A 25,578-nucleotide genomic window follows, 5' to 3' on the forward strand; every position below is an offset into this window, starting at 1 on the left:
ACTCCTACAAGGAGCCGCTAGTTGCATGCACCAGTACCGAGCTGCTTTTTGCCAAATCCAGTACCAAATTGCCCATTCCTATCATTATGACGAACGCCAACGCCGTTGATAGTAGAAGCATCACGATCCGCAAGGACGTTGATTCAAAATGGATGCTGATATCAGATGTCCAAATCAACAATATTCTGGAAATGCTAATTGCCATTGCAAGAGTGGAAGCAAAAGACACTATAACACATAAAAAAAGCACGAATCTAAAATCGATACTGGCATCTTGAATTTTAGACAGAAAGTAAATAAGGGCAAGCGCTGTAAAAGACATTCTCACTATCATCGCCAAAAAGTCTGAAAACATCTTTGCCCGATCAAATGCGTCCTTCAATTCCTGATTCAAAGCATCCTGCCTCTGTTCTTTTGGCAGGGCCAGATATCCACGAGCGCTTGGGCCAACCCAAACCCGCTTTAGGAGCGCTAGCATCGATTCTCCCCCTTTTTAGAGCTAGAAGATACCGCCACCCATCGAACACGCAAACGCCGCCCACACACTTGGGGCGGCGCGCTGAGATCTCACGCTGTAGGCGGCGGCTTTGGCCAAACTAAGCCAATTCGTAGCGAGCATGGTGCTTCATCACAAGCGCTTCTACGGAGCCGATTTTCCAGACCCTTCCCACAGAGAGTTCATACTCGTCCTGGGAAACACCATCCCGACCAGCGTAAACGCCAACCATGAGAGGTTCGTCTTCCCTCTGCTCGACCACAATTCCATCGTCGGAGTAAAGCTTATCTCCCGTCCGTCCCAAATACACGACTGGCGATCCTGACATACCAGCCTTGGTCATAGCGTCGACATAAAAGGCATTGTCGTAGTTTCGCCCGGAAAGCGTTACGCCAGTTTGTGGCTCGGATGCGATTGAAGCTCGTTTCCAGATGGGGAAAATCCCGTTCGAGCTAATGCCCAGCGGGTAGCCGATCACAAAAACCTCGGATCCAATTCGGGGATAAAAATGAGCGATGTCTTGCACCCTAACCATTCCCTCCTCCGGCAATCCTTCCAGCCGACGTTTTATCGTGACCTTTCCCCCGTCTATGCATCTGAGCTTTGACACTCCGTCCCGCAGTTCGGGAACATGCTGATTGAGCGGTATGACGGCATAGTCATTTTGCACCCCCGGTTCTTTTTCGTCGAACCAGATGGGCGATCCGTCCTTGGCATGCAAATCCAACTCGATCGGCCTAAAGTACATTGCGCCAAGGCGCTCCTCGCCCGCTTCCGTTGGCGTGAAAGCCGCCACGTGAAACGAGATTCGGTTGGGTAGTCCGCCCATTTTTGAAATGCAGGCGCCTGTGATTGGGTGGATACCGCTGACCACGTGCCAATTGGTGACCAAGCTGTACAGAGGCCCCACGTGCAGCACGAACCCTGTGGCAGAACTCAGGAACTGATCGTTGTAGAAAAGTCCAATGCGTGTGGTTGCATAGCTAAGCGGGTGTCCAGGCCAGAACGTGGTAGTAACAGGCGACTCGTCTGACAAACGTTTCCTCCCACGCAAAGCACGAGAAGAGCGCGGTGATCCGCCCAGGTCAAGCCGCAGCCAACCCTTACTAGGCCACTACTAAGTCGAAAGGTGTCCCGAAAATCGAAGCGAAAGAGGGAGCGCCAAGCGCCCATTTTCGTTTAATTACAGGGACTTATCAGCGGAAAAAATGGTGGGTGCGCACAGGATTGAACTGTGGACCCGCTGATTAAGAGTCAGCTGCTCTACCAACTGAGCTACGCACCCACTCGGCCGGAAAAACCGGCGTTGGCGGGCATATAGCCGCCGACATCCGCCATGTCCAGCCCCGTGGGATTCATTTCCCGACAAATCGCCGAAGTGCTGCGCCCGTCAAACAAAAAGCCTGCCTTCAGCCACCTTCACCGCATGGCCGCCGATGCGGGCGGCCGCCAGTTTGCCGCCTTCGACATTCAGTTCGAGGCGAATGCGCGAAGGCCGGCCCATCTCCAGCCCCTGCTCGATCCATAGTTGTGAAACACCGTCGGTCGGGCCGTCGAAATGCATGATCGCGCCAGCGAACGCGGCCGCCGCTGAGCCGGTCGCCGGGTCTTCGTAGGACGGATTGCCGGGCACCATCATGCGGACATGGAAGGCGCTGTCGTGATGCACCGTCTCGCGGCAATAGACATAGGGGCTGGCGAAGGCCCATTCGCTCTTGCGTGGTGCGAGCTCCGACCACGCCTGGTTGTCCAGCCTGATCCGGGCGGCCGCCTCCAGATTGGCGACGGGGATGGTCACGTAGGGCACGCCCGCCGACCAGAACGAAACGCGGTGGTTCTCGAAGCCGATCTCGTGCGGCCCAAGGCCAAGGGCGGCGCCGATCGCCTCGGGATCGGCCGACAATGCCAGCTGCGCCGGCAGTTTCGCCAGGTCGAACTCGGCAAAGGTCGAACCGTCGTGCTTGCTGACAGCGCAGCGCACCGGGCCAATATTCTCCTCGAGCACGAAGATGCCGGCGGCCTCTCCCGCAATTTCGGCGAGCGCTATCGCCGAGCCGACGGTTGGGTGGCCGGCGAACGGCATTTCATAGTCGGGCGTGAAGATACGGACGCGGGCCCGGTGCTTCGGGTTGTCCGGCGGCAGCACGAAGACGGTTTCGGACAGGTTGAACTCGCGCGCCACCGCCTGCATCGCCGCAACGTCCAGCCCGTCACAGTCGAGCACGACGGCCAGCGGATTGCCGGCCAGCCGGTTGGTGGTGAATACGTCGTAAAGCAAGTAATTCCGCGGCTGCATCTCAGTAAGTCCTCTGCCTCATTCCCAACATGAGCGAAATTTAATTTGAATTTTGAACCATAAGGCCTGATTTGTGCACCGATGGGATATCACTGAACATAGGGGTCCGGCGTGGACCAGATTGTCAATCTGCCAAAGACGGAATCCGCTTCCGCCATCGAGACGGCGCTCGGGCTCGACCACCAGGGCCTGAAGACAAAACGCCGTCGCGGTTGGCGTTACGCAGTGTTCGCACTGCTTGCCGTCGCCGCGAGTGTCGTCGGCTACCAGTGGTATGCGGGCTCGCCCGCCAAGATCGAGTATACCACGACACTGGCTACCATGGCCGACCTTACCGTCGCGGTTTCGGCTACCGGCACGCTGCAGCCTCTCACCCAGGTCGATATTTCCAGCGAACTCTCCGGCGTCGTCCGCTCGGTTTCGATCAACGAGAACCAGCTGGTGAAGAAGGGCGATGTGCTGGCCGCGCTCGACACCGCCAAGCTGGAGGTGCAGATCGAGCGCGCCCAGGCCTCGGCCAAGGCGGCGGCGGCGAGCGTCGAGGACGCCACCGTGACCCTGGCCGAAAACGAAAAGGCGCTGGTGCGCGCGGCACAACTGACCAAGCGCGGCATGGCGACGGACCAGTCGCTCGAAGCGGCAACCGCCACGCGCGACCGCTCGAAGGCGGCGCTCGATATTGCCAAAGCCAACCTCGCCATGGCCAGTGCCGATCTCAAGGCGCAGCAGACGGATCTTGCCAAGAGCACCATCTTCGCTCCGATCGACGGCATCATACTGACGCGCTCGGTCGATCCCGGCCAGACGGTCGCCTCGTCGCTGCAGGCGCCGGTGCTGTTCGTCATCGCCGCCGATCTGAAGAACATGGAGTTGAAGGCGGCGGTCGACGAGGCCGATATCGGCGCCGTCAGGCCCGGCCAACATGCGCGCTTCACCGTCGACGCCTTCCCGGAACGGCCGTTCGACGCCGAAATCCGCGACATTTCCTATGCCTCGGTCACCACCGACGGTGTCGTTACCTATGATGCAAGGCTCGACGTCGACAATAGCGAGCTTCTGTTGCGGCCCGGCATGACAGCCACCGTCTCGGTCGTCACCAAGCAGGCCAAGAACGTGCTCACCGTGCCATCGATCGCCTTCCGCTACCGGCCGGCGCAGACGGCGGAGCGCGGCTGGAGCCTCACCGACCTGTTCACCGGCCGCATGGGACGCCCCGGCGGCAACCGCCAGCACCAGGCGGCGGCGAAGCCCACCGACGGCTCGCGCACGCTCTACGTGCTGGAGAATGGGCGGCCGCATCCGGTCAACGTCAGGGTCGGCTCGACAGACGGAGAACTGACCGAGATCGTCTCCGGCCTGGAGGAAGGCGCGCAAGTCATTACCGCCTCGCAGCAGCGGAGCTGATCGTGGCATCGGGCGCGACCACCCTCATAGGCTTCGACAAGGTCTGGAAAAGCTATGGCCAGGGCGAAGCCCGGGTGCATGCGCTGGCCGGCGTCGACCTCGCCATCAGGCGCGGCGAATTCGTCGCCATTATGGGCCCGTCCGGTTCGGGCAAATCGACGGCCATGAACATCATTGGCTGCCTCGACACGCCGACCGCTGGGACCTACAGCTTCGAAGGCATCGACGCCGGCCGTCTCGATCGCAATCGCCGCGCCGTACTGCGCAACCTCTATGTCGGCTTCGTCTTCCAAGGCTACAACCTCTTGCCGCGCACCACGGCGGCGGAGAATGTCGAACTGCCGCTGATCTACCGCGGCGTTGGTGCCCGCGAGCGTCGCGGCCTTGCCATGCAGGCGCTTGCCGAGGTCGGCCTTGTCGGCCGCGAGCATCATACGCCAGCCGAGCTGTCCGGCGGCCAGCAGCAGCGCGTGGCGATCGCCCGCGCCATCGTCACCAGGCCGACGCTGCTCGTCGCCGACGAACCGACCGGCAATCTCGACACCGCACGCACGCACGAGATCATGGAACTCCTGATGCAGCTGAACAGCGAGCTCGGGCTGACTATCGCCATGGTCACGCACGAAGCCGATGTTGCCGGCTATGCGCAGCGCACGATCCGTTTCCTCGATGGCCATGTCGCCTTGGACACAGCCAATCTCGAGATGGCCTAGCCATGATCTGGGAAACCGTTCGCCTCTCGCTCCGCTCCATCCGCCGCAACGTGCTGCGCTCGTTCCTGACGCTGCTCGGCATCGTCATCGGCGTCGCCGCCGTCATCGCCATGCTGACCATCGGCTCGGGCACCACCGAGAAGGTCAAATCCGACATTTCCAAGCTCGGCAGCAATCTGCTCGTCATCCGTTCCGGCCGTCCGGCCGGGCCTGGCGGACCTGGAGGGCTCGATCAGGTCGTCCGACCTCTTGCCTACAAGGATCTCACCGCGCTTGCCGCGCATCTGGACGGCTCGCGCGCCATCTCGCCGGCGTCGCAAAAGCAGGTGCGCGTCATTTTCGGCACCGAAAGCCTGACCTCGGGCGTCACCGGAACCGACAGCGCCTATCTCGATGCCCGCGACTGGAAGCTGGTTTTGGGCCGCCCGTTCAGCGATTCGGAAACCCGCTCGGGCACCGGCGTCTGCCTCATCGGTGAGACGGTGCGCCAGCAGTTCTTCGGCGCCGGCGACCCTGAAGGCGAGATCATCCGCGTCAACCGCACTTCCTGCAAGATCATCGGCTTGCTCGAACCGAAGGGCTATACCGGTTTCGGCCAGGACCAGGACAATGTCGTGCTGATGCCGCTCGCCGCCTATCAGCGTCGCATTGCCGGCAATCGCGACATCGATTCGATCTATGTCGCCGCCGACGACCGTACGCCAACCACGGTGCTGCAGCAGCGCGTCGAGGACATCTTGCGCGACACACGCCGCATCACGCCCGACCGCGACGATGATTTCTCGATCCGCGACATGACCCAGATCGCCGATGCCATGGCCAGCGCGACCACCACCATGACTGGCATGCTCGGTGCCGTCGCCGGCGTCAGCCTGCTCGTCGGCGGCATCGGCATTATGAACATCATGCTGGTGTCGGTAACCGAGCGCACGCGCGAGATCGGCATCAGGCTCGCCATCGGCGCCCACGAAAAGCACATCCTCATCCAGTTCCTGGTCGAGGCAACCGTGCTGTCGCTGCTTGGCGGCATCATCGGCATCCTGATCGGCCTGGCCCTTGCCGGCCTCGCCTCGCTGACGCTGACGATCCCGTTTGCGCCAAGCCCGGCGGTCATCCTGCTTGCTGTCGGCTTTTCCGCGCTGATCGGCATGGTGTTCGGCTTCTTCCCGGCGCTGCGCGGCGCGCGGCTTAACCCGATCGACGCGCTGAGGCATGAATAGGCATTGCAGCAAGTGTCGCCTCCAGACGCTGCCAATTTTTTATGCAACCTGCCCTTGTCGCAGCACATTCTGCAATGATAACAATGCTGTTGGGGACTAAGGGGGGAACAATGGATGAGCAAGAAAGCGCGACTGGCTCTGGCGATTGTGATCGTCGAAGCCGCCTTGGCAGGGCTTTGGTGGAATTTGATCCTTTATGGGATGGAGAATCCCGATCGCGTCACCGCTGACTTCCAGCAGGTAATTGGGCAGACGATGGGAACAGCGATGGGGGCGCTCCTGGGTCTCGGCGTGCTGTTGTATTTTGTTGCCGCCCGCAACGACCGCAAGGCTATTGAAGGTAGGCTACGACGTTAGAGTTGGAAACCTTGCTCGCTCGCAAAGTGCCATTCGATCAGCGGTCTCATATGCGGCATCAGCCCGTCCGGCAGATCGGCGGCATTGCGGATGATTACAGGGCCTTCGATTTCAGGCTCTGATTCGGCGGCGACGAATGCACTGATCCGCTGTGCCAGGTCGTCGGCGGAGGCCGTCTCGCGGTAGCGGCGAAAGATCACCGTGCCGGTTGCCGTCGACAGGGCGTAGTGGCGCCTGCCGCGTGTCGCACCTGATAGATCGAGCCCGGTTTCCTCCAGTACCTCGCGGATCATGTTGAAGTCGACGTCAACAATGCCGTCGCGGAAATCGGTTGGCTCGAACGAACCGGCGGCGAAGTAGACGCGCCCGGCATTGACCGTATGCGGTGCCATACGGATCGCCACCAACGCGTTGTCGCCGGCGACCAGCATGGCGTGCGCGTAGGCATGTTCGGCGCCAGGCACCTGTCGATTGCTGCGCCAAAGCATGAAGGTCGAATAACGCACCGCATGGCAACGGCCGACTAGGCGAGTGTCGCGATAGCTGAGAGCGGAAAGCAGCACCACGGTGCCGTCGAAAAGCGCCGGCTTGGCCGCGGTCTCACGCCGCCAGTTCGCCGCGATCGCGTCGGCATGATCGCGCTCGAACGGATGCGGGCCGGAATCGAGCCTGACGTCGATGGCATCGACCGGCAGGATGACGTTGCGCGGCAAATCGAAACTCACGCCTGTCTCACACCATGTCGAGGGCAATTGCTACTGGGCAATGGTCGGATGCCTTCGGCCGGTCCCACCCGGCGCGTGGGAAGCGCTCGACCTCCTGGCCCGCCGGAAATATGGTGCGCCAAGGCTGCCCGCTACGGATGATATCGGGAACGGCGGTGGCGTTCTGCCTGGCTAGCGCCCTCGACAAAAGGATGTAGTCGAGCTGGCAGAGATGCCGCTCTTCCGGTCCGCGCGTGTGATAGAAAGTCCAGCGGTCCATTTCCGGCCGCCGCTCGACCGCGTTTTCGCAAAAACCGCCGGCAGTGAGCACGTCGATGCAGGACCGGGTCTCGTCGATCACCTCGAAGCGATGGCCGTCGAAAACATCGCCAGTGATCTTCACGCGCTGCCGGTAGTCGTTCATGTCGCCGCAGATTGCCCAGCGCTTGTCGGCGGCATTATCCTTGCCGAAGCGCTCCTCGATGATCCGGCGCACCGCTTGCGCCTCGGCGATGCGCAGCGGCATTGTCGCCTCGCGGCCGTCGAGGCCGTTACGGGGCGAGCCCATCGACTTGAAATGCACGAGATACAGCGTCAACGGCGCGCCAGCGACCGTCAGATCGATTTCCAGGCAGTCGCGTCGGAAGATGCGTTCATTGGCCTGGTGACCAAGCGCTGCCAATTCCGCCGTGTGCAGGCCGAATTGCTCGAACGTGACATAGGCGTAGCTAGTCATGCTCACGAATTCGATTGGCTGGCCCTGCGCGGTCTCGTTGCGCATCATCACGGCGACGTCGATGCCGCGCGAATCATTGCCGGCGGTGGTGTATTTCTGCCGGTAGCCTTGCCCCACCATCTTGAACAGATAGCCATATTCGAAGGCCCTCAGCGCCTCGATATTGTCGACTTCCTGCATGCAGATGATGTCGGCGCGGGTGGCCGCGATCGCCAGCGCCGTCAACTGGCGCGTGTCGTCGGATTGCGCGATCGCCCGCGCCTGCTCGAGCATCTTGTATTCGGCCTCGCTCTGGATGTCGAAAAGCGCCAGTGTGCGATCTTCGTTGAGCTGATTGCGGTATCCGGAATAATCAAACCTGTTCATCAGGTTTTCGACGTTGAAGGTGGCAAGGCGCAGCGACATGGCTTTGAGCTTTGCCCGCAAGCGCGCCCGAAAACAAGGGCGCAGAAACCAGGCGGCTCTGATTGATCGCGCGCTCGCCATGGTTGACGGAACCTTTTTGTTCATCTTCCGTTCAGATGGAAAGTTCCATCAATAGGCCCTTCCCCGAGGTTTCTGGGCGTGGGGCCTGAATTTCGGAGAGTGCGATGAAACCGCTCTTTTTATCTTCCGTCAGATCCGGGCTGATGGCCCTCGGTCTGATCGCCAGCCTCTCGGCCCCGTCGCTTGCCGGGCCGATGCCCAAACCCCTGCTGCCGGTGGCGGGCAATGCCGCCGACATCGTGCAAATTCGTGAAGATTGGGCAGGCGGCAATGACAGGCAGATCTGGCGTTGGCGCAATCGCGGCTTTCGGCAATGGCACGGCGACGATGGTTGGAGATGGCGTTCCGGCAATTTCCGCGGCCGTCATTTTTCGAGACACTGGGACAATGGCGGCTGGGACGACAGCTGGCGTTGGCGCCATCACCGCCGCCATTACCGCGGCGGTTACTACGATGATAGTGCCGGCGCCGCGATTCTTGGGCTGGGCCTGGGGCTTGGCCTCGGCAGCCTATACAACAATTACAACTACTACGATGCGCCCGCACCACGGCGCTACTACCGGACACAGCGGCTTTCCAGCGCGCATGTCCAATGGTGCTACAATCGCTACCGGTCGTACCGTGCCTGGGACAACACGTTCCAGCCCTACAACGGCCCGCGCCAGCAATGCTATTCGCCCTATAGCTGAGCAGGCCGACAACAAGCATCATTCGGCGCCGTGCTTCGCGGCGCCTTTTTCTTCCGGCCAGGAACCGCAAAAATCGCCCAGTCTCACTGGTGATAACGCTATTTTTATCAGGCAGGTCTAATAATCCTCCCGATCAGAACGCCCGAGACGCGAAGATGGCTGGATTGCGTGCGATGGCCGAGGACGAACAGAGGGACAAACACCGGCAGCGCGTCTTGAAGGGCGCGACGATCCTGACCGGCGTGAGCAATTCCGAGGTCACATGCACGCTGCGCAACATGCACGCCGGCGGCGCCGAATTGAAGGTCTCGATCGACGCGCGCGTGCCCGATGAGTTCCTGCTCTATGTTCCGACCGACGGCATTGCCTACAAGGCCGTGGTCCGCTGGCGCCGCGAAGATCGTATCGGCGTGATGTTCACCGGTACCGAACCAAAGCCCAGTTGGCACTACGGCTGAGATCCCGGCGCTATCCGGGTGGCAGGACTCGCAGTGTCTGCTCGTCAAACAGCGGCTCATCCTGGCCGACGCGAACGAATAGAAGCTTTCGCAGTTCGGGTGATTGCACCTCGAAATACTGAATGCCGTCCGGGGCTTCGCCCCATTCGCCGCAAGGCGGTACGCCGACCTCGTCAGGGTTGGCGACGGTCTTCAATTCCTCACGATAGGCGGCATTGGGACTGAAAACATACCGGAGGATGCGCGCGGGCGTCGCCCCTTCGGTGTAAGGCATGAGCACGCAACGTGTGCTGATGGCTTTCTCGGTCTTCTCCGTAAAAATGCGCTGCAACGCAGAATCGGCGGCCTCGCCAGGCAGCATATCGAAGACTTCGACGACAGGATCGGCCGGCCCGCCGTCGCTGTATTTGATGGCAAGAGCATTGCCGCCAAGCTCGAAATGAATCCGGCGAAAACCGAAATCGCAACGCTGCACCCAGGCAGCCAGCCCGACATCCCTGTCCGCCAGCCGTTCCCAAGCGCATTTGTCGACAGGCGGACGCGACGGCTTGCTTTGGTCGGCACGAGCGCCGGTTGCCATGGCAATAAGGACCGGCAGGGCGAACATGCAGGCCGGCAGTCTCTTGCTATTCATCGCTACAACCCGTCAAACTAAAGGCGTCCCAGGCTGAACCGTCGGGATTGGCTTTGGCGAAATCGGGCCATTCGGTAAAAATCGCGCCGAAGTCAGGCAACAGCAACCCTGCCGGTGCCGGCGAGGCTTCGCGGGAATTCAACTGCTCGGCACCGCCTGCATTGAACGCATAGACCTGCCCATCCCACACTCTGCACAGCCCGGTGCCGTCCTCGAGACCAGCCTCACGATCGTCGTCGGTGCAGGTGTGCCGGATCGTGCCCACAGGAAAGGAGTACTTGCCATTGGTCCAGGTAATGTCCGACGGCAGACGAATGTCGGTATTGGGCACGATCAACGAAAAGACCTCGGTCGTCAGCGCGGCCAGCTCGTTGTTGGTTGGCCGGAACTGTATCGTCGCTCCCGAACGCGGCTCGCGATAGGTCGCATGGCTGAGCGAACATTCTGTTGCGTTCGCTGCTTGCAACAGGCTCAGCATGCTCAGAAAAATAGCTGCTGCTTTGCGGATGATCATTTAAGTCCCCTGGAGCAGCATCATTGTGAAGTTTGAGCATCGATGCTTTAGCATGGCCCAAGGCCGCGTCGAAAAGAAAGAATCGATGATGCGAAATCTCTTGATGCTCATTTCGATCTTAACATTTACGTGCGGCAGCGCCTTTGCCACGGAACCCTATGTGGGCACATGGTCCGGGGACAGATCGAACTGTACCGCCGTTGCGGATGCTCAACGCCAGACTGTCTACACATTGTACCGCGACGCGCTGTCGGTCCCTGCTCTCGGCTGCGAACACGCATCGTTTCTCAAGACGCCTACGGGCTGGGTGGCTCGGGCCAGCCAATGCTACGGATCCGACCCGTCGGCCGAAGAGCCGTTCTCCCGTGTCATCCACATTGTGGTCGACGGGGCGACGGTGAGATTGACATGGCCTGGCTTCGACAGCGGAGTTCTTGTCAGATGCTGAAGACAGGCGTCTTTTTCCGCTGGATATGCAGCCTAGGACAGCAGCTTCAGATGACGCCTACCAGCAGCGCGGCTCCACCCAGGAGGCCAACTGCGCAGACCCACAGGAGCCAAAGCCCGCTCACCCTGCATTCGAGAACCGCTGCAACTGGGTTGTCGGGATCGTAGTGGACCTCGACCTTGTCGCCCTGGAGGTAGCGCTGCGATCGACCGCTGACGAGGCTCGGCAGCGAAGCCGTCACGTTTGCGCCGAACGCGATGCGATCGGCGGCGTAGCGCTGGCCGGCGACGCTATAGCTGTAGACGACGCGGGATTTGAAGACTGTCCGCCAGGGCCGATAGCCGCCTCCGGACCTGTCGCGGGTCTCGAATTTCTGCAGGCCTGAAGCATCGATGCGTCCTGCCGTGATCGGCCATTTGGCCGCCTGTTCCGCAAGTGACTTCTGGGCAAAGCCCATGCGCAAGACAAACAATCCCATGAAAAGCAGCAGGGCCGCGGCGCCGAGGTTCTGCGGCCTGGGCAAAAACGGCCGGACCGCTTCGAGGACGCCGCCGACGGAGAAGACCAATACAAGCGCGCCGACCACCAGCCCGGCCGAAAGCTGGACCATGAACTTGAAGGAGCCGTCGGGCATGGTGCGTTCGATCACGGCCTTGGCTGGATCGGCCGGATTGTAGAAGACGGTTACGCCGGCCCCGTTTGGAAATTTCGCAAGGGTTTCCGCCACGGCAAAGTTTCCAAGGTTCTCCTGCACGCTGTAGTGCGAACTGCGAAATGTCTTGCCGTTCACCTTGTATTCGAAGGTGATTGCCGGGAAGTTGCGGATTTCGGTCGACCCTCTGCTGTCCGAACCGGATCCCGAACTGGTCACCTCGCGAGCCTCGACCCGCGACGAGATGATCTTTCCCGGCGTCGGAGACCAGCGGCTGACCGCCCTCACCTCCCACCACTTCAGCAAGGTGACGAGGGAGAGCATGCCGGCAACCGCGCAGGCAAACCCGACCAACAGAAATTTGAGTTCCAACTCTCACCCCCTTGGCACTTTTGTGCCATGCCCCGCACAGGCATATCACGGTGATGAGGATAGTGCGCCTGTCCAGAAGCCTGGAAACCACACAATCTTGATGCGAAAAGGCCGGCGGATCGCTCCGCCGGCCTTTCTTGATCGGCAATGAAATTGCGATCAGTTCTTGGCCTTGTCGACCAGCTTGTTCATGGAAATTCCCACGCGCCCGCAGGGCGAAGCCCGAGGACGGGTAACGAAACGAACGTGGGTGTCCTTCAGTTCTTGGCCTTATCAACCAGCTTGTTCTTCGAAATCCACGGCATCATCGCGCGCAGCTTGGCGCCGACTTCCTCGATCTGGTGGCTGTCGTTGTTGCGGCGGATGCCCTTGAAGCGCGACATGCCGGCGCGGTATTCCTGCATCCATTCCGAGGTGAACTTGCCGGTCTGGATATCCTTCAGCACGCGCTTCATCTCGGCCTTGGTCTCGGCGGTGATGATGCGCGGGCCCGAGACATATTCGCCCCATTCGGCGGTGTTCGAGATCGAGTAGTTCATGTTGGAAATGCCGCCTTCATAGATCAGGTCGACGATCAATTTGACCTCGTGCAGGCACTCGAAATAGGCCATTTCCGGCGCGTAGCCGGCTTCCACCAGTGTCTCGAAGCCGGCGCGGATCAATTCGACCAGGCCGCCGCACAGCACCACCTGCTCGCCGAACAGGTCGGTCTCGCACTCCTCGCGGAAATTGGTCTCGATAATGCCCGAGCGGCCGCCGCCAACGCCGCAGGCATAGGAGAGCGCCAGGTCGAGCGCATTGCCCGAAGCGTCCTGGTTGACCGCGACCAGGCACGGCACGCCACCGCCCTTCTGGTATTCACCGCGCACCGTATGGCCAGGCCCCTTCGGCGCGATCATCACGACGTCAACCGAAGCTTTAGGCTCGATCAGGCCAAAATGCACGTTGAGGCCGTGGGCGAAGGCGATCGCCGCGCCATCGCGGATGTTCGGCGCGATCTCGGATTTGTAGATGTCGGCCTGCAGCTCGTCCGGCGTGGCCATCATCATCAGGTCGGCCCACTTGGCGGCATCGGCTACGCTCATCACCTTGAGCCCGTCGGCCTCGACCTTCTTGGCGGTCGCCGAGCCGGCCTTGAGGCCGATGGCGATGTCCTTGACGCCGGAATCCTTGAGGTTGAGCGCATGCGCCCTGCCTTGGCTGCCATAGCCGATGATGGCGACCTTCTTGCCCTTGATCAGGTTGAGATCGGCGTCACGATCGTAATAGACACGCATTTTTCTTCCTTCCCGTTTTGAATTCAGAGGCCTTGCGGCCCGGTTTTTGCCCCGTAAAGAGCGAGAAACTGCTGCGTCGCCCGGACGGCATCGCCGCCGATCGCCGCATCAGTCAATTCCAGCCGGTCGCCAAGCAGCAGGCGGATCTGCACGTCGCGGGCGACCAGCCCGAAAAAGGTGCGGAACGCCGTCTCCGCGTCGGAAAACTCGAGGAAACCAGCTTCCTTGCCTGCCTCCAGCACCGGTTTAAGGCGCCGGGCCAGTGCGAAGCGGCCGTTCTCCAGCACGATGGCGCCGAGATCGTCCTTCCCCGAACTAGCATGGCCGACCGCCACCCTGTTCAGCGCGATCGAGGTGTCGCTCGAAATTACCTTGAGCCAGTCCGAAGCGAAGCGTTCGAGGCTCGCCGTCAGCGAAGGGAGGTCGAGCCCCTTGCGGTCGACCGGCACTACCCGCACCTTAGACGCCTGCCATTGTACCGTTGCCGTCAACAGCCCGTCGCGATCGCCGAACCATTTGTAGAGCGTCTCCTTCGAGCAGCTCGCCCGCCGCGCCACGGCGGTCATGGTCAACTGATCGCCCTCTTCGACCAGCAGGCGAAGGGCGGCGTCGAGCACGTCCTTCTGCCGCTCCGTCAGCGCCTCGCTGGTGTCGATGTCGGTCACAGCGTGCAACACAGTTTTTCCTCAGGAGGCAAACTCACCGCAGTTCAGATACGAGCTCGATGGCGTACCGTACGTTACGGTTCGGCTTTATGGCGTATTGCCCGACCCGACGCAAGCCTTTATTTCTGTAGCTTGCTCCATGCGGGGCATCACGGGAGACACTGATCATGCTCGCCGGATTGCTTGCGTTGACCGTTACCGCAGTGTTCGCGGGTGCGGCTGTCTACGTCAGCGTCGCCGAACAGCCGGCGCGGCTTCGCCTCGAGGACAAAGCATTGCTGCAGGAATGGCAGCCTTCCTACAAGCGCGGCGCCGCCATGCAGGCCTCGATTGCCGTCATCGCCTGTTTTCTTGGCCTCGTCGCGTGGCGGCTGACTGGCAATCTCGCTTATCTGGCCGGCGCCGTGCTGATCATCCTGCCTTGGCCATGGACGCTGCTGGTGATGATGCCGGCAAACAGGTTGCTGGAGGCGATGGACGCGAACTCCGTCAATCCTGAAGCTCGGACATTGATCGCCAAATGGGGCAATCTGCATCTGGTCCGCGTCGGGCTTGGCGTTCTGGCGACGTTGGCATTCCTCTTGGGCAGTGCCTGACCTCGCCAATCGGCCGCCATCTTCGTCATGAAGGCGTGTCACTCCAGGGCGGGCGGATCTCGCAGGCGCCCAAGCAGAGCTGACAGCGCGTCCAGTTCAACATTGGAGAGCCGGGAGCCGACCAACTCCGCGATCGACCGGCCGTAGACAGCCCACATGCGGCGGCGCGTCTCGCGTCCCTTGTCTGTGACGCGGACTGTTTGCCCGCGGCCGTCATCGGCAACTGGAAGCTTCTCGACCTGCCCGTCGGCTTCGAGCCGCGCCAGCAGCCGGGAGATGTTGTACTGCGCAAACAGGGTGCGCTCGGTGAGTTGGAACGGCCGCAATCCGCCCTCGCCCGCCTCGGCAAGCTCGTGCAGGACGTCGTACCAGGCAAGCGGCGGCAGGCCACTGTCCTTCAGCGCGTCCTCGGCTCTTTCCAACAACTGGCGCGAAACCCGCATCAGGCGAGCCCAGGCCTTGATGGCTGGAGGTGAAGGAATCCCGGTCATGATTGCATCGTAGGCGATAGATGCAATTGCATCAAGCTTGACGATCGATGCAAATGCATCTATATAGATGCAATTGCATCAATCCCAAGAGGCAATTCCGATGAAGCATGAAATCTGCAAGATCGCCGACATTCCGGAAACAGGCAGCCTCATCGCTCCGTTTTTCGGCCGCGAGGTCCATGTCTACCGCAGCGGCGAGCGTATCCGCGCCGCCGCCAACGTCTGCCTGCATTTCGGTGGCCCGCTCGACTGCAAGGACGGCAAGCTCGTCTGCCAGTGGCACGGCGCCTCGTTCGACATGGCGAACGGTGATCGCCTCGAAGGCCCGGCGCCGAAGGGCTCCCGCCTGATGTTCCTCTCCACCCGCGTCGAGGACGGTGCTTTGAACTATGTCTGGGGGGAGTGAGATGACCGACAAGCTCACTCTCGTCAGCCATCATCTTTGCCCCTATGTGCAGCGCGCGGCGATTTCGCTTCGCGAAAAGGGCGTGCCGTTCGAACGCATCACGGTCGATCTCGCCAACAAGCCTGCCTGGTTCAAGGCGATATCGCCGCTCGGCAAGGTGCCGCTGCTCCGCGTTGAGCATGACGGCCAGGAAACGGTGATCTTCGAATCGCTCGTCATCCTCGAATTCCTCGAGGAAACCCAGCCCAATCCGCTGCATCCCACCGACCCCTATGCCCGTGCCCGGCATCGCGCCTGGATCGAGTTCGGCTCAGCAATCCTCAATGCCATCGGCCGCTTCTATTCAGCACTCACCGAAGCCGCCTTCATCGCCGAACGCGGGGCTCTGGCAGCAATGTTCGATCGCCTGGAAGTGGAACTGGCGAACGGCGCGGCTGGACCATGGTTCGACCGCGAGCGTTTTTCACTGGTCGACGCGGTCTACGGGCCGATTTTTCGCTATTTCGACGCCTTCGACCGGATCGGCGATTTCGGCATCCTGGACGGAAAGCCGCATGTCCAGGTGTGGCGCGAGGCGTTGCGCAAACGCCCATCCGTGAAGGGCGCGGTCGCTCCCGATCATCCGCAACGCCTCCATGCATTCTTGCAGGCTAAGGGTTCGCACCTTTCGGAAATCATCCGCCAAAACGATCCGGCCACAGCGCTTCCGCAAGCCCTATCGGCTTGAATGGATTGAGCACCGTTCCTGTAACCATGGAAGCAAGAAACTGCGGCGCCGGCGGGACTTTTGCCAGCGTCGCCACCAGCCTGTCGCGGACGAACGGCATCACAATCGAGTCCGATTGATAAAACGGCGTCAGCACCAGCGACAGCGCCTGGAAGACCCGCACATGCCATCGCCGTGTCCGGACATAGGCCTCCAGTGCAGTATCGATACGGTCCGTTCCTATTAGTGCGTAGTTGAGCGCGGCTGCATCGAGCAGCGCCATGTTCGCGCCCTGGCCGAGCTGCGGGCTCGTTGAATGGGCCGCGTCGCCGATAACGGCCAATCGCCGTCCGGCTGGCGTCTTCATCGTGTGATGGCCATAGCGCGCCAGCGAGAGCTGCTCGAAACTGTCGATCTGGTCGATGAAGGCCGCGCATTCAGGCCACAGCCCGACCAATCTCGCCTTCCATGCCTCGAGACCTGCCGCCCAGACGCGCTCGGCATCCGCCGGCTTGAGGCTCCAGAAGAATGCCGCCATCTGCTGGGCATCCGGCTCGGGCCGGCCGATTGGCAGCACGCCGATCATCACGCTCGCGCTGTCGTAGCGCTGCAGCAGCGCGTGCTCGTCGAAACCCTCGCCGCGCCAGCCAAGCGATGCCCAGAACGCGCCATAGGCGAGCGATCGCGGTTCGCCCGGATTGTTCACGCACCGCCGCAGTTTGGAGCGCGAACCGCTGGCATCCACTACCAGGTCGAACGACCCTATCCGTTGTCCGTTGCCGCAGATCAATGTTGCCCGCTCGCCGGTTTCCAGCGTCTCGAGCTCGATACCTGTCTCAATGGTGAGCGCCTGGCGCCGGGCGGCGCGGAAAAGCACGCCGAACAGAGCCGCGCGGTGCACCGCCAGCCCGAAGCGGCCGCCACTCCGGGCATCGTAGCGGACGTCGAGCACTGTGCGGCCGGTCTTGGCATCTGCACCATGCAGGCGGTCTATGCGGCTGCCCAGCGCCAGAATGTCATCGAGCAGGCCGAGATCGGCAAGCACCGTCAGCCCGGTCGGCTGCAGGATCAGCCCGGACCCGACCGGTTGTGGCTGGTCGAAGCGCTCGAAGATGGTGACCCTATGTCCGGCGCGCGTGAGATAGAGCGCGGCGGCAAGTCCAGCCGGCCCGGCGCCGGCAATCGCGATGTCCAGAGAATTGCCCATCTGCCCGCCCCAACCCAGGCCGGACAATCCTTCAGCACCGCCGCTAAATCAAGCCGCCGTCTCGGCCTGGGGGCTCAGCCTTCGGCAGCATCGAAAACCTTCCGTGCCTCGCGTACAGCGCCGTGATTGAGCTCGGCCCATTGGATCAGCTGATGCAAGGGTCCAAACATCGAGCGCCCGAGATCGGTGAGGCTGTATTCGACGCTCGGCGGTTTGGTCGGGAACACCTGGCGATGCACATAGCCGTCGCGCTGCAGATCGTGCAGCGTCTGGGTGAGCATGCGCTGTGAAATATCGGGCACCAGCCGCCGCAATTCGCCGAAGCGGTACGGCTTCTCGGCCAAGGCCTCCATCAACAGTGAACTCCATTTATTGCTTATGCCCTGGATCACGTCGCGAACCGGGCAATCCGCAAGGTTTCCGCCACCGCTGCCTGCTTTGTATATCTCGAGCTTCGATCTCAGATTGACGATCTTGCCGTCCATGGCTGGTTCCCTGGGTGTGCCTACCTCCCGCAAAACTGCCTTCTTTACGAGGATGGGTCAATTCCTATTTTAGTGCTGGTCTCTTTTTGAGACTAACATATGCACCCGCCGCTCCGGCGCAACGTCAGGACATCTCATGACCGACACCCTTCTCGTCACCGGCGCCTCCGGCCAGCTTGGCCGCGGCGTCATTAATCATCTGCTTGACACGCTCAAGGTCTCCCCTCAGCGCATCATCGCCGCCACCCGCAACCCGGAAAATCTGGCCGATCTGGCAGCCCGAGGCGTCACCATCCGGGCAGTCGACTTCGACGACGCCACGTCGTTGGCCAGTGCATTTACCGGTGCGGGCAGGGTTCTGATCATTTCGACAAACGAGCTCGCCGTTCCGGGCAAGCGCCTGAAGCAACATGAGGCTGCGGTCGCCGCAGCAAAAAGCGCCGGCGTTTCGCATCTGCTCTACACGTCGATGCCCAGTCCGGAGCCAGGATCGCCGGTACTGTTTGCGCCTGATCACCACGGCACCGAGCAGGCGATCAAGGCGAGCGGTATCCCCTACACCATCTTCCGCAACGGCTGGTATCAGGAGAACCTGTTCATGGCGCTGCCGCACGCCATCGCGTCGGGGCAGTGGTACACATCCGCCGGAGACGGCCGCATTGCCCATGGCGCGCGCGACGACATGGCCGCGGCGATCGCCGCCAGCCTTGCTTCGAGCGGAACCGAAAGCACGACATACACGCTGACCGGCCCCAAGGCCCACACGATGGCCGAGATTGCAGCCCTCGTCACCGAAGTTACCGGCAAGCCGATCGAGGTCGTCCAGCTTTCGGACGAAGCGCTGACCGGGGGATTGAAGGCAGCCGGCGTCCCCGAAGGTTTCGCGCCTGTCATCGTTTCCTTCGACACCAACACACGCTCCGGCCGCATCAGCATGGTGACGGACGCGATCGAGACGCTGTCCGGCAGGAAGCCGCGGCCGCTGAAGCAATTTCTTGAAGCAAACAAGGCGGCTCTGGTGAGCTGAGCCTGACAAATGGCCGTGCCCTTCGAAGGGCACGGCCGTTTGCTCAGATAGCCACCTGCGTTCCGATCTCGACGACGCGTCCGGTCGGGATCTGGAAATATTCCGTCGCATCGGCCGCCGTGCGCGCCAGCCCGATGAACAGCTTGTCCTGCCAGACCGGCATGCCGGAATTGGGCGAGGCCTTGAGAGAGCGCCGCGACAGGAAGAAGGACGTCGTCATGATGTCGAACTTCCAGCCCTGTTTGCGGCAGATCGCCAGCGCACGCGGGATGTTGGGCTGCTCCATATAGCCGAAGGTCAGCGTCACCCGCATGAACAGCTCGTTGACCATTTCCATCTTGACGCGCTCGCTGTCGGGCACAACCGGCTGCGGTGCCGTCACCACCGAAAGGATGACGTTCTGCTCGTGCAGCACCTTGTAGTGCTTCAGGCTGTGCATCAGCGCGGTCGGCGCGCTCAGCGGATCGCTGGTCAGGAACACCGCGGTGCCCGACACCAGATGCGGCTTCTTCTTCAGCAGATTGCCGGCGAGGAAATCCAGCGGGATCTCGTTCCGGCGCGTCTTGTCGAACAAATAGCGGCTGCCGCGGATCCAGGTCCACATAGTCATCACGATAACTGCGGCGATGGCAAGCGATGCCCAGCCACCTTCAAACACCTTGACTATGTTGGCGGCAAAGAAGCCGGTATCGACGAAGGCGAACACGGCCATCAAGGCGATCGCGACGCCGAGCGGCCATTTCCAGATGCGCGTCATCACAACAAAAAGCAGCACATTCGTCACCAGCATGTTGCCGGTCACCGAAATGCCGTAGGCCGAGGCCAGGCGGCTGGATTCGCCGAAGCCGACCACCAGCAACATCACCACCAGCGCCAGCATCAGGTTGATGCGCGGCAGATAGATCTGGCCCGACTGTTTTTCCGACGTATGCTGGATAACGAAACGCGGCAGCATATTGAGCTGCACCGCCTGTCTGGTCAGCGAAAAAGCGCCGGAGATCACCGCCTGGCTGGCGATGACGGTCGCCGCCGTCGCCAGCACGACCATCGGAATAAGCGTCCAGCCCTGGTTCATCTCGAAGAATGGATGACCGACAACGCCGCCATTTGCCAGCACGAAGGCGCCTTGCCCGACATAGTTGAGCAACAGACAAGGAAACACGATTGCCAGCCAGGCGAGTACGATCGGCTTGCGGCCGAAATGGCCGAGGTCGGCATAGAGCGCCTCGGCGCCGGTGACGGCGAGGAAGACCGCACCAACCGTGACGAAGGCGACATCAGGCGAGTTGACCAGGAACGACACGATGTAATGCGGGCTGATCGCCAGCAGGATTTCCGGATCGGCGATGATGTGGTTAATGCCGGAAAGGCCGATGGCCAGGAACCACAGCGCGGTGACTGGCCCGAACACCAAACCTACGCCGCCGGTGCCGAATCGCTGTACCGCAAACAGGATCGCCAGGATGGCCAGTGTCAGTGGCACCACATAGGGCTGGAATGTCGGCGTGACGACGTTCATACCTTCGACCGCCGATAGCACCGAGATCGCCGGCGTGATGACTGCGTCGCCGAAAAAAAGCGCCGCGCCGACGATGCCGATGCCGAGGATCACCGCCGAGCGCGTCGGGAAGCTGTTGCGCGCCAGCGCCATCAGCGACAGCACCCCGCCCTCGCCTCGATTGTCGGCGCGGAGCACGAACATGATGTATTTGATGGTGACGGTGATCGTCAGCGACCAGATGATCAGCGACAACACACCGAGGATGTCGCCACGGTTGGCGACGTTGCCACCGGCCGATGCGTGCAACGCCTCGCGAAATGCATAGATCGGGCTGGTACCGATATCGCCGTAAACCACGCCGAGCGCGCCCAGCATCAGCACCTTGGTGCTGTGCTGCTCGACCTCAGAATGGCTGGATTGTTCGACAGGTTCTGCCTCGTTACCAGCATTGGTAAGGGCCATGGACGACACTCCGGTAAGCGGGCGGTGCTCTACGCTTGCTGCGCTGCAATATCAAGTGCCGTCACGTAATGGCTCCGTCCCGATATTGCGAGCCCTCCACGACTTGGCAGACTCAGTCCGATCGGCAGACCACCTGGAATGTCGCAACGGACACGTTTTTAAATAGCCACCTGCGTCCCGATCTCGACCACCCGTCCGGTCGGGATCTGGAAATATTCCGTCGCATCGGCCGCCGTGCGCGCCAGCCCGATGAACAGCTTGTCCTGCCAGACCGGCATGCCGGAATTGGGCGAGGCCTTGAGAGAGCGCCGCGACAGGAAGAAGGACGTCGTCATGATGTCGAACTTCCAGCCCTGTTTGCGGCAGATCGCCAGCGCACGCGGGATGTTGGGCTGCTCCATATAGCCGAAGGTCAGCGTCACCCGCATGAACAGCTCGTTGACCATTTCCATCTTGACGCGCTCGCTGTCGGGCACAACAGGCTGCGGCGCCGTCACCACCGAAAGGATGACGTTCTGCTCGTGCAGCACCTTGTAGTGCTTGAGGCTGTGCATCAGCGCGGTCGGCGCGCTCAGCGGGTCGCTGGTCAGGAACACCGCGGTACCCGACACCAGATGCGGCTTCTTCTTCAGCAGATTGCCGGCGAGGAAATCCAGCGGGATCTCGTTCCGGCGCGTCTTGTCGAACAAATAGCGGCTGCCGCGGATCCATGTGGACATGATCAGCCCCATGCCGCAGGCGACCGTGATCGACACCCACCCGCCTTCGAGGATCTTGACGACGTTTGCGAGGAAAAATCCAGTATCGATCGTGCCGAACAGCAGTGTGAGCGCGGCTGCCAGTGCAAGCTGCCATTTCCACCGGAACCGCATCACCACAAACAACAGGATGGTTGTCATCAGCATTTCGCCAGTCACCGAAATGCCATAGGCGGAAGCCAGCGAACTCGAACTGCCAAAGCCGACCACCAGCAGCATCACGCCGAGCGCGACCACCAGATTGACCCGCGGCATGTAGATCTGGCCGGATTGCATCTCGGAAGTATGCTGCACCTCGATACGTGGCAGCAGATTGAGCTGCACCGCCTGCCGCGTCAGCGAGAAAGCGCCGGAGATCACCGCCTGACTGGCGATCACCGTCGCTGCCGTGGCCAGCCCAACCATGGGCATTAGCGCCCAATCCGGCAGCATCTGGAAGAATGGATTGGTGGGTTTGCCGCCGTTGGCCAGAACGAACGCGCCTTGTCCGAAATAGTTGAGGAGCAGACAAGGGAACACCACGGAGAACCACGCCAGCACGATCGGCCTGCGGCCGAAATGGCCGAGATCGACATAAAGGGCTTCGGCCCCGGTGACCGCCAGGAACACCGCCCCGACCGTGACGAACGCACCGGTGGGCGTATTGGCCAGATAAGCGACGGCGTAATAGGGATTGATCGCCAGCAGGACCGACGGGTCGTCCAGCAGATGGTAGACCCCGGCGGCGCCGATCGCCAGGAACCACGCTGCCGTCACCGGTCCGAACACGGCCGCCACCCTGCCGGTGCCAAAGCGTTGCACGGCAAAAAGCATTGCCAGGATGATCAGCGTGATCGGAACAACATAAGTTTCCAGCGTCGGGGTCACCACTTCCAGGCCCTCGACCGCCGAAAGCACGGAGATGGCCGGCGTTATGATGGCGTCGCCGAAAAACAGCGCCGCGCCGCAAAGTCCGATCCCCAGAATGAACCGGGCTCCCTTTGGATAAGCGTTGCGCGCAAGCGCCATCAGCGACAGCGTGCCGCCCTCACCCTTGTTGTCGGCTCTGAGCACGAAAGCGACGTACTTTATCGTGACGATGATCGTCAGCGCCCAGACGATAAGCGACAGCACGCCAAGGACGTCGTTGCGCGCTACCGGTCCCGACGATGCGTGCAGCGCTTCCCGAAACGCGTAGATTGGGCTCGTGCCGATATCGCCGTAAACCACGCCCAACGCGCCCAGCATCAAAACTCTGGTGCTGTGCTGTTCGGCCTTGGAGTGGCTGGATTGTTCGATGGGTTCTGCCTCGCTACCGGCGTGGGCAAGAGCCATGGACGACACTCCCATAGACGTGCGGCGCTCGACGCTGCGGGATGGAAAGGACGCGCTGCCGTGCCCGGAACGCATGGCCTATCGGCTCGCCTTTCTCTACCAGCCACAAGCCTTCAGAAACCGCCTGACCGTTGCGGCCATGCCATACTCCAACGCATCGGCTGTCAACCCATGTCCGATCGACACTTCGGCCAATGCCGGGATGCGCCTGGCCAGCGCCGGCAAATTGCTCACCACAAGGTCGTGCCCGGCGTTGACCTGGAGCCCTGCCGCCAATGCGGCATCCGCCGTCTTTCCCAATTTCTCCAATTCCTTCGCCGCTTTTGCCGAATCGGAATGATAGCTGCCGTATGGACCCGTATAGAGTTCGATCCGATCGGCGCCGGTGTCGCGAGCGGCGTTCACGCCAGCGGGATCCGGATCCGAAAACAGCGACACGCGAAAGCCTCCCTTCTTCAGGCGCTTGACGACCGGTGTCAGGAACGCAGCCTCGGCGGCGAAGTTCCAGCCATGGTCGGAAGTCGCCTGCGCCGGGTCGTCGGGCACCAGCGTCACCTGCTCGGGCTGATGCTTTTCCACAAGCGCCAGGAACTCCTCGGTCGGATAGCCCTCGATGTTGAATTCCGCATTCGGGAACTCGTCGTCGATCAGCGCCCTGATCTCAGGCAGATCGGAATGCCTGGTGTGCCGCTCGTCGGGTCGCGGGTGCACCGTGAGCCCATGCGCGCCGGCGGCAAGGGCGATGCGTCCGAGCCCCGTCACGCTTGGCCACGGCAGGTCGCGCCGGTTGCGCAGCATGGCGATCGCATTGAGGTTGACGGAAAGCTTTGCAGGCATTTGCACGGCTCCAGGCTGATCTTGGCGCGCATCTATACCGCCTTTAACGGGAACAGACAGAGGGTTTCAGGTGTTCCAAGGTGTGCGAAGGAAATCGAGCGCAAGGAGTTCCCTGTTGAATTTTCTCGAGGCTGTGCCGGCGGTTCGCCGCATCGATACCGATCGCGAAGATCTTTTCGCCATCGATGTCGTCGGCCATGTCGCAGCGGCTGACGCCGAAAACCTGTTCGGATTGCTGGAGGCGGCCTATGCGCTGCATCCGAAGATCGACGTGCTGGTGCGCCTGATCGACCATGAGGGTGTCGACTGGGCCGACGTATCGGACGAGACGATCGAACAGGGCATAGCTCATGCCGTGGAGCATATCGGCCGCTGCGCGGCGATCGGTGAGCCGAACTGGATACCGGAGGCAAGAGCCTTTTTGCCTGCCTCTTTGCCTATCGAACTCCGGCATTTCGAGGCCAAGGACGAAGCCGCCGCCTGGGAATGGCTTGACGCCAGACCGATCGCCCAGCGCTGATACGACGGACCTGACAGCCCTATCGGACGATCGTCAGCCGTTCGGCTGCGCGCGTGATCGCGGTGTAGAGCCAACGCTGCCGGGTTTCCTTGAATGCCCAGCTTTCGTCGAAAAGCACGATCTCGTTCCATTGCGACCCTTGCGCCTTGTGCACGGTCAGCGCGTAACCGTAATCGAAATCGTCGAAGCGCTTCTTCTGCTGCCAGGGAATGTCGGCGTCGGGATCCTCGAATGCGGCTTTGAGCAGCTTGATCTTGGCGACGCCGCGATCCGGGTCATCTTCCTCTGGTGAGACCAGCAGATTGATGCCGGGCTTGACCGTCTCGCGCGACGAGGTCATCACCTTCCACAGCGAGCCGTTGAGCAGCCCCTTGGCCGGATCGTTGCGCAGGCAGACCAGCTTGTCGCCGGCCTGCGGATAATCGGCGTTGAACCCCTTCAGCTCGCGCAGCCGCTGGTTATAACGGCGGCGCGTACGGTTGGTGCCGACCAGCACCTGGTCCGCTTTCAGCACCAATTCCTGGGTGACGTCTTCCTTGCCGATCACTTGCGCCGCGCCATAGTCGCCACGCATGAATTCGCGGCCCTCGCGCACGTCGAGCGCAAGCCGGATGATCGGGTTGTCTCGCGCCTGGCGATGGATTTCGGTGAGCAGAATGTCCGGCTCATGGTCCGTGAAGAAGCCGCCGCCGGAGATTGGCGGCAACTGGCCGGGATCGCCGAGCACCAGGATCGGCGTGCCGAAGCTCATCAGGTCACGGCCGAGTTGCTCGTCGACCATTGAGCATTCGTCGATGACGACGAGCTTGGCGCGCGAGATCGGGCTCTGCCGGTTGAGCGAAAATGTCGGCGACATCGATGTCTTGCCGGTTACCTCGTCCGATACCGATTCTTCGCCCTTCGGCCGGTAGATCAGCGAATGGATGGTGCGGGCATTGACCGCGCCCTTGGAACGCAGCACCTGCGCCGCCTTACCCGTAAACGCGGCGAACTGCACCTGGCCGTCGACATGCTCGGCGAAATAGCGCGCCAGCGTCGTCTTACCGGTGCCCGCATAGCCGAACAGCCGGAACAGCTGCGGCTTGCCGGCTTTCAGCCAGCCGGCCACCGCCTTCAGCGCCTCGTCTTGTTGAGGAGAGAATTCCAT

At 61.5% G+C, this 25,578-nt stretch carries 29 protein-coding genes and 1 tRNA gene; 12 read left to right on the forward strand and 18 right to left on the reverse strand.

The window, feature by feature from the left end; translation table 11 throughout:
* Positions 1–4: 4 nt before the first annotated feature.
* From NKH67_RS04605 to NKH67_RS04620, 4 genes are all read right to left on the reverse strand, one after another.
* Positions 5–478 (reverse strand): hypothetical protein, encoded by a 474-nt coding sequence (locus NKH67_RS04605; protein WP_352501003.1) that lies wholly within the window; start codon positions 476–478, stop codon positions 5–7.
* 118 nt (positions 479–596) lie between these two features.
* Positions 597–1,532: a trypsin-like peptidase domain-containing protein gene (locus tag NKH67_RS04610; protein ID WP_352470213.1), complete on the reverse strand. Its 936-nt coding sequence runs from the start codon at positions 1,530–1,532 to the stop codon at positions 597–599.
* Between the two features lie 173 nt (positions 1,533–1,705).
* Positions 1,706–1,781, reverse strand: a tRNA-Lys gene (locus NKH67_RS04615).
* 105 nt (positions 1,782–1,886) lie between these two features.
* Positions 1,887–2,792, reverse strand: a complete 906-nt coding sequence (locus NKH67_RS04620; RefSeq protein ID WP_352470212.1) for a PhzF family phenazine biosynthesis protein — start codon at positions 2,790–2,792, stop codon at positions 1,887–1,889.
* A 111-nt stretch (positions 2,793–2,903) separates the two neighbouring features.
* On the opposite strand from NKH67_RS04620, the gene NKH67_RS04625 reads away from it, so the two are divergent.
* The 4 genes from NKH67_RS04625 to NKH67_RS04640 all read left to right on the forward strand — a co-directional run bounded on the left by NKH67_RS04625 (position 2,904) and on the right by NKH67_RS04640 (position 6,486).
* Positions 2,904–4,196 carry an efflux RND transporter periplasmic adaptor subunit gene (locus NKH67_RS04625; protein WP_352470210.1) on the forward strand — a complete coding sequence of 431 codons (1,293 nt, stop codon included), beginning with the start codon at positions 2,904–2,906 and terminating at the stop codon, positions 4,194–4,196.
* Positions 4,197–4,198: 2 nt separating this feature from the next.
* Positions 4,199–4,909: an ABC transporter ATP-binding protein gene (locus NKH67_RS04630; RefSeq protein ID WP_352470209.1), complete on the forward strand. Its 711-nt coding sequence runs from the start codon at positions 4,199–4,201 to the stop codon at positions 4,907–4,909.
* A gap of 2 nt (positions 4,910–4,911) precedes the next feature.
* On the forward strand, positions 4,912–6,129 hold the full coding sequence (locus NKH67_RS04635) for an ABC transporter permease (protein ID WP_352470208.1): 1,218 nt from the start codon (positions 4,912–4,914) through the stop codon (positions 6,127–6,129).
* A gap of 114 nt (positions 6,130–6,243) precedes the next feature.
* Complete coding sequence (locus tag NKH67_RS04640; RefSeq protein WP_023720771.1) at positions 6,244–6,486, forward strand: hypothetical protein; 243 nt, start codon at positions 6,244–6,246, stop codon at positions 6,484–6,486.
* Here the strand turns inward: NKH67_RS04640 and NKH67_RS04645 are convergent.
* Both NKH67_RS04645 and NKH67_RS04650 read right to left on the reverse strand, forming a co-directional pair.
* Positions 6,483–7,211: a hypothetical protein gene (locus NKH67_RS04645; protein ID WP_352470207.1), complete on the reverse strand. Its 729-nt coding sequence runs from the start codon at positions 7,209–7,211 to the stop codon at positions 6,483–6,485. The two genes, NKH67_RS04640 and NKH67_RS04645, sit on opposite strands and share 4 nt — an antisense overlap.
* A gap of 7 nt (positions 7,212–7,218) precedes the next feature.
* A complete protein-coding gene (locus NKH67_RS04650; protein WP_352501004.1) occupies positions 7,219–8,331 on the reverse strand; it encodes an endonuclease/exonuclease/phosphatase family protein in 1,113 nt (370 codons plus the stop codon).
* On the opposite strand from NKH67_RS04650, the gene NKH67_RS04655 reads away from it, so the two are divergent.
* The 3 genes from NKH67_RS04655 (at position 8,330) to NKH67_RS04665 (ending at position 9,559) form a co-directional block, all read left to right on the forward strand.
* Positions 8,330–8,467 (forward strand): hypothetical protein, encoded by a 138-nt coding sequence (locus NKH67_RS04655; RefSeq protein ID WP_352470206.1) that lies wholly within the window; start codon positions 8,330–8,332, stop codon positions 8,465–8,467. The genes NKH67_RS04650 and NKH67_RS04655 overlap by 2 nt on opposite strands.
* A gap of 49 nt (positions 8,468–8,516) precedes the next feature.
* The gene (locus tag NKH67_RS04660) at positions 8,517–9,101 is read left to right on the forward strand and encodes a BA14K family protein (RefSeq protein ID WP_352470205.1); all 585 of its coding nucleotides are present in this window, start codon (positions 8,517–8,519) and stop codon (positions 9,099–9,101) included.
* A gap of 173 nt (positions 9,102–9,274) precedes the next feature.
* Positions 9,275–9,559 carry a PilZ domain-containing protein gene (locus NKH67_RS04665; protein ID WP_352470452.1) on the forward strand — a complete coding sequence of 95 codons (285 nt, stop codon included), beginning with the start codon at positions 9,275–9,277 and terminating at the stop codon, positions 9,557–9,559.
* A 10-nt stretch (positions 9,560–9,569) separates the two neighbouring features.
* Here the strand turns inward: NKH67_RS04665 and NKH67_RS04670 are convergent, their stop codons facing one another.
* From NKH67_RS04670 to NKH67_RS04690, 5 genes are all read right to left on the reverse strand, one after another.
* Positions 9,570–10,193 (reverse strand): hypothetical protein, encoded by a 624-nt coding sequence (locus NKH67_RS04670; protein ID WP_352470204.1) that lies wholly within the window; start codon positions 10,191–10,193, stop codon positions 9,570–9,572.
* Positions 10,186–10,707, reverse strand: coding sequence for a hypothetical protein (locus tag NKH67_RS04675; RefSeq protein ID WP_352470203.1), 522 nt, complete (start codon positions 10,705–10,707; stop codon positions 10,186–10,188). Before NKH67_RS04675 ends, NKH67_RS04670 begins: the two co-directional genes overlap by 8 nt.
* A gap of 494 nt (positions 10,708–11,201) precedes the next feature.
* Positions 11,202–12,179, reverse strand: a complete 978-nt coding sequence (locus NKH67_RS04680; protein ID WP_352470202.1) for a DUF3592 domain-containing protein — start codon at positions 12,177–12,179, stop codon at positions 11,202–11,204.
* A 257-nt stretch (positions 12,180–12,436) separates the two neighbouring features.
* The gene (gene ilvC / locus NKH67_RS04685; protein ID WP_352450043.1) at positions 12,437–13,456 is read right to left on the reverse strand and encodes a ketol-acid reductoisomerase; all 1,020 of its coding nucleotides are present in this window, start codon (positions 13,454–13,456) and stop codon (positions 12,437–12,439) included.
* 23 nt (positions 13,457–13,479) lie between these two features.
* On the reverse strand, positions 13,480–14,133 hold the full coding sequence (locus NKH67_RS04690; RefSeq protein ID WP_352470201.1) for a TetR/AcrR family transcriptional regulator: 654 nt from the start codon (positions 14,131–14,133) through the stop codon (positions 13,480–13,482).
* A 155-nt stretch (positions 14,134–14,288) separates the two neighbouring features.
* Between NKH67_RS04690 and NKH67_RS04695 the strand changes: the two genes are divergently transcribed.
* Positions 14,289–14,717, forward strand: coding sequence for an anthrone oxygenase family protein (locus tag NKH67_RS04695; RefSeq protein WP_352470200.1), 429 nt, complete (start codon positions 14,289–14,291; stop codon positions 14,715–14,717).
* A gap of 38 nt (positions 14,718–14,755) precedes the next feature.
* Here the strand turns inward: NKH67_RS04695 and NKH67_RS04700 are convergent, their stop codons facing one another.
* Positions 14,756–15,208 carry a MarR family winged helix-turn-helix transcriptional regulator gene (locus NKH67_RS04700; protein WP_352470199.1) on the reverse strand — a complete coding sequence of 151 codons (453 nt, stop codon included), beginning with the start codon at positions 15,206–15,208 and terminating at the stop codon, positions 14,756–14,758.
* 100 nt (positions 15,209–15,308) lie between these two features.
* Between NKH67_RS04700 and NKH67_RS04705 the strand changes: the two genes are divergently transcribed.
* Together NKH67_RS04705 and NKH67_RS04710 are read left to right on the forward strand one after the other, a co-directional pair.
* Positions 15,309–15,614 (forward strand): Rieske (2Fe-2S) protein, encoded by a 306-nt coding sequence (locus tag NKH67_RS04705; RefSeq protein WP_352470198.1) that lies wholly within the window; start codon positions 15,309–15,311, stop codon positions 15,612–15,614.
* A gap of 1 nt (position 15,615) precedes the next feature.
* The gene (locus tag NKH67_RS04710) at positions 15,616–16,341 is read left to right on the forward strand and encodes a glutathione S-transferase family protein (RefSeq protein WP_352470197.1); all 726 of its coding nucleotides are present in this window, start codon (positions 15,616–15,618) and stop codon (positions 16,339–16,341) included.
* Here the strand turns inward: NKH67_RS04710 and NKH67_RS04715 are convergent.
* Entirely contained in the window at positions 16,289–17,527 is a 1,239-nt protein-coding gene (locus tag NKH67_RS04715) for an FAD-dependent oxidoreductase (protein ID WP_352470196.1), read from the reverse strand. The two genes, NKH67_RS04710 and NKH67_RS04715, sit on opposite strands and share 53 nt — an antisense overlap.
* 74 nt (positions 17,528–17,601) lie before the next feature.
* The gene (locus tag NKH67_RS04720; RefSeq protein ID WP_352466906.1) at positions 17,602–18,012 is read right to left on the reverse strand and encodes a winged helix-turn-helix transcriptional regulator; all 411 of its coding nucleotides are present in this window, start codon (positions 18,010–18,012) and stop codon (positions 17,602–17,604) included.
* A gap of 136 nt (positions 18,013–18,148) precedes the next feature.
* On the opposite strand from NKH67_RS04720, the gene NKH67_RS04725 reads away from it, so the two are divergent.
* Complete coding sequence (locus NKH67_RS04725; protein WP_352470195.1) at positions 18,149–19,039, forward strand: SDR family oxidoreductase; 891 nt, start codon at positions 18,149–18,151, stop codon at positions 19,037–19,039.
* Positions 19,040–19,082: 43 nt separating this feature from the next.
* Here the strand turns inward: NKH67_RS04725 and NKH67_RS04730 are convergent, their stop codons facing one another.
* The 3 genes from NKH67_RS04730 to NKH67_RS04740 all read right to left on the reverse strand — a co-directional run bounded on the left by NKH67_RS04730 (position 19,083) and on the right by NKH67_RS04740 (position 23,911).
* Complete coding sequence (locus NKH67_RS04730) at positions 19,083–21,002, reverse strand: potassium transporter Kup (RefSeq protein WP_352450049.1); 1,920 nt, start codon at positions 21,000–21,002, stop codon at positions 19,083–19,085.
* Between the two features lie 158 nt (positions 21,003–21,160).
* Positions 21,161–23,074, reverse strand: a complete 1,914-nt coding sequence (locus NKH67_RS04735; protein WP_352501006.1) for a potassium transporter Kup — start codon at positions 23,072–23,074, stop codon at positions 21,161–21,163.
* 96 nt (positions 23,075–23,170) lie between these two features.
* Positions 23,171–23,911 carry a pyridoxine 5'-phosphate synthase gene (locus tag NKH67_RS04740; RefSeq protein WP_352471639.1) on the reverse strand — a complete coding sequence of 247 codons (741 nt, stop codon included), beginning with the start codon at positions 23,909–23,911 and terminating at the stop codon, positions 23,171–23,173.
* A 115-nt stretch (positions 23,912–24,026) separates the two neighbouring features.
* Here NKH67_RS04740 and NKH67_RS04745 point away from each other — a divergent pair, with 115 nt between their 5' ends.
* Entirely contained in the window at positions 24,027–24,431 is a 405-nt protein-coding gene (locus tag NKH67_RS04745) for a SpoIIAA family protein (RefSeq protein ID WP_352450052.1), read from the forward strand.
* A gap of 19 nt (positions 24,432–24,450) precedes the next feature.
* Here NKH67_RS04745 and NKH67_RS04750 read toward each other — a convergent pair whose 3' ends face one another.
* Complete coding sequence (locus tag NKH67_RS04750) at positions 24,451–25,578, reverse strand: ATP-dependent DNA helicase (protein WP_352471638.1); 1,128 nt, start codon at positions 25,576–25,578, stop codon at positions 24,451–24,453.

Origin of the sequence: Mesorhizobium sp. M0968 (assembly GCF_040319065.1) — a bacterium.
Taxonomy (GTDB): domain Bacteria; phylum Pseudomonadota; class Alphaproteobacteria; order Rhizobiales; family Rhizobiaceae; genus Mesorhizobium.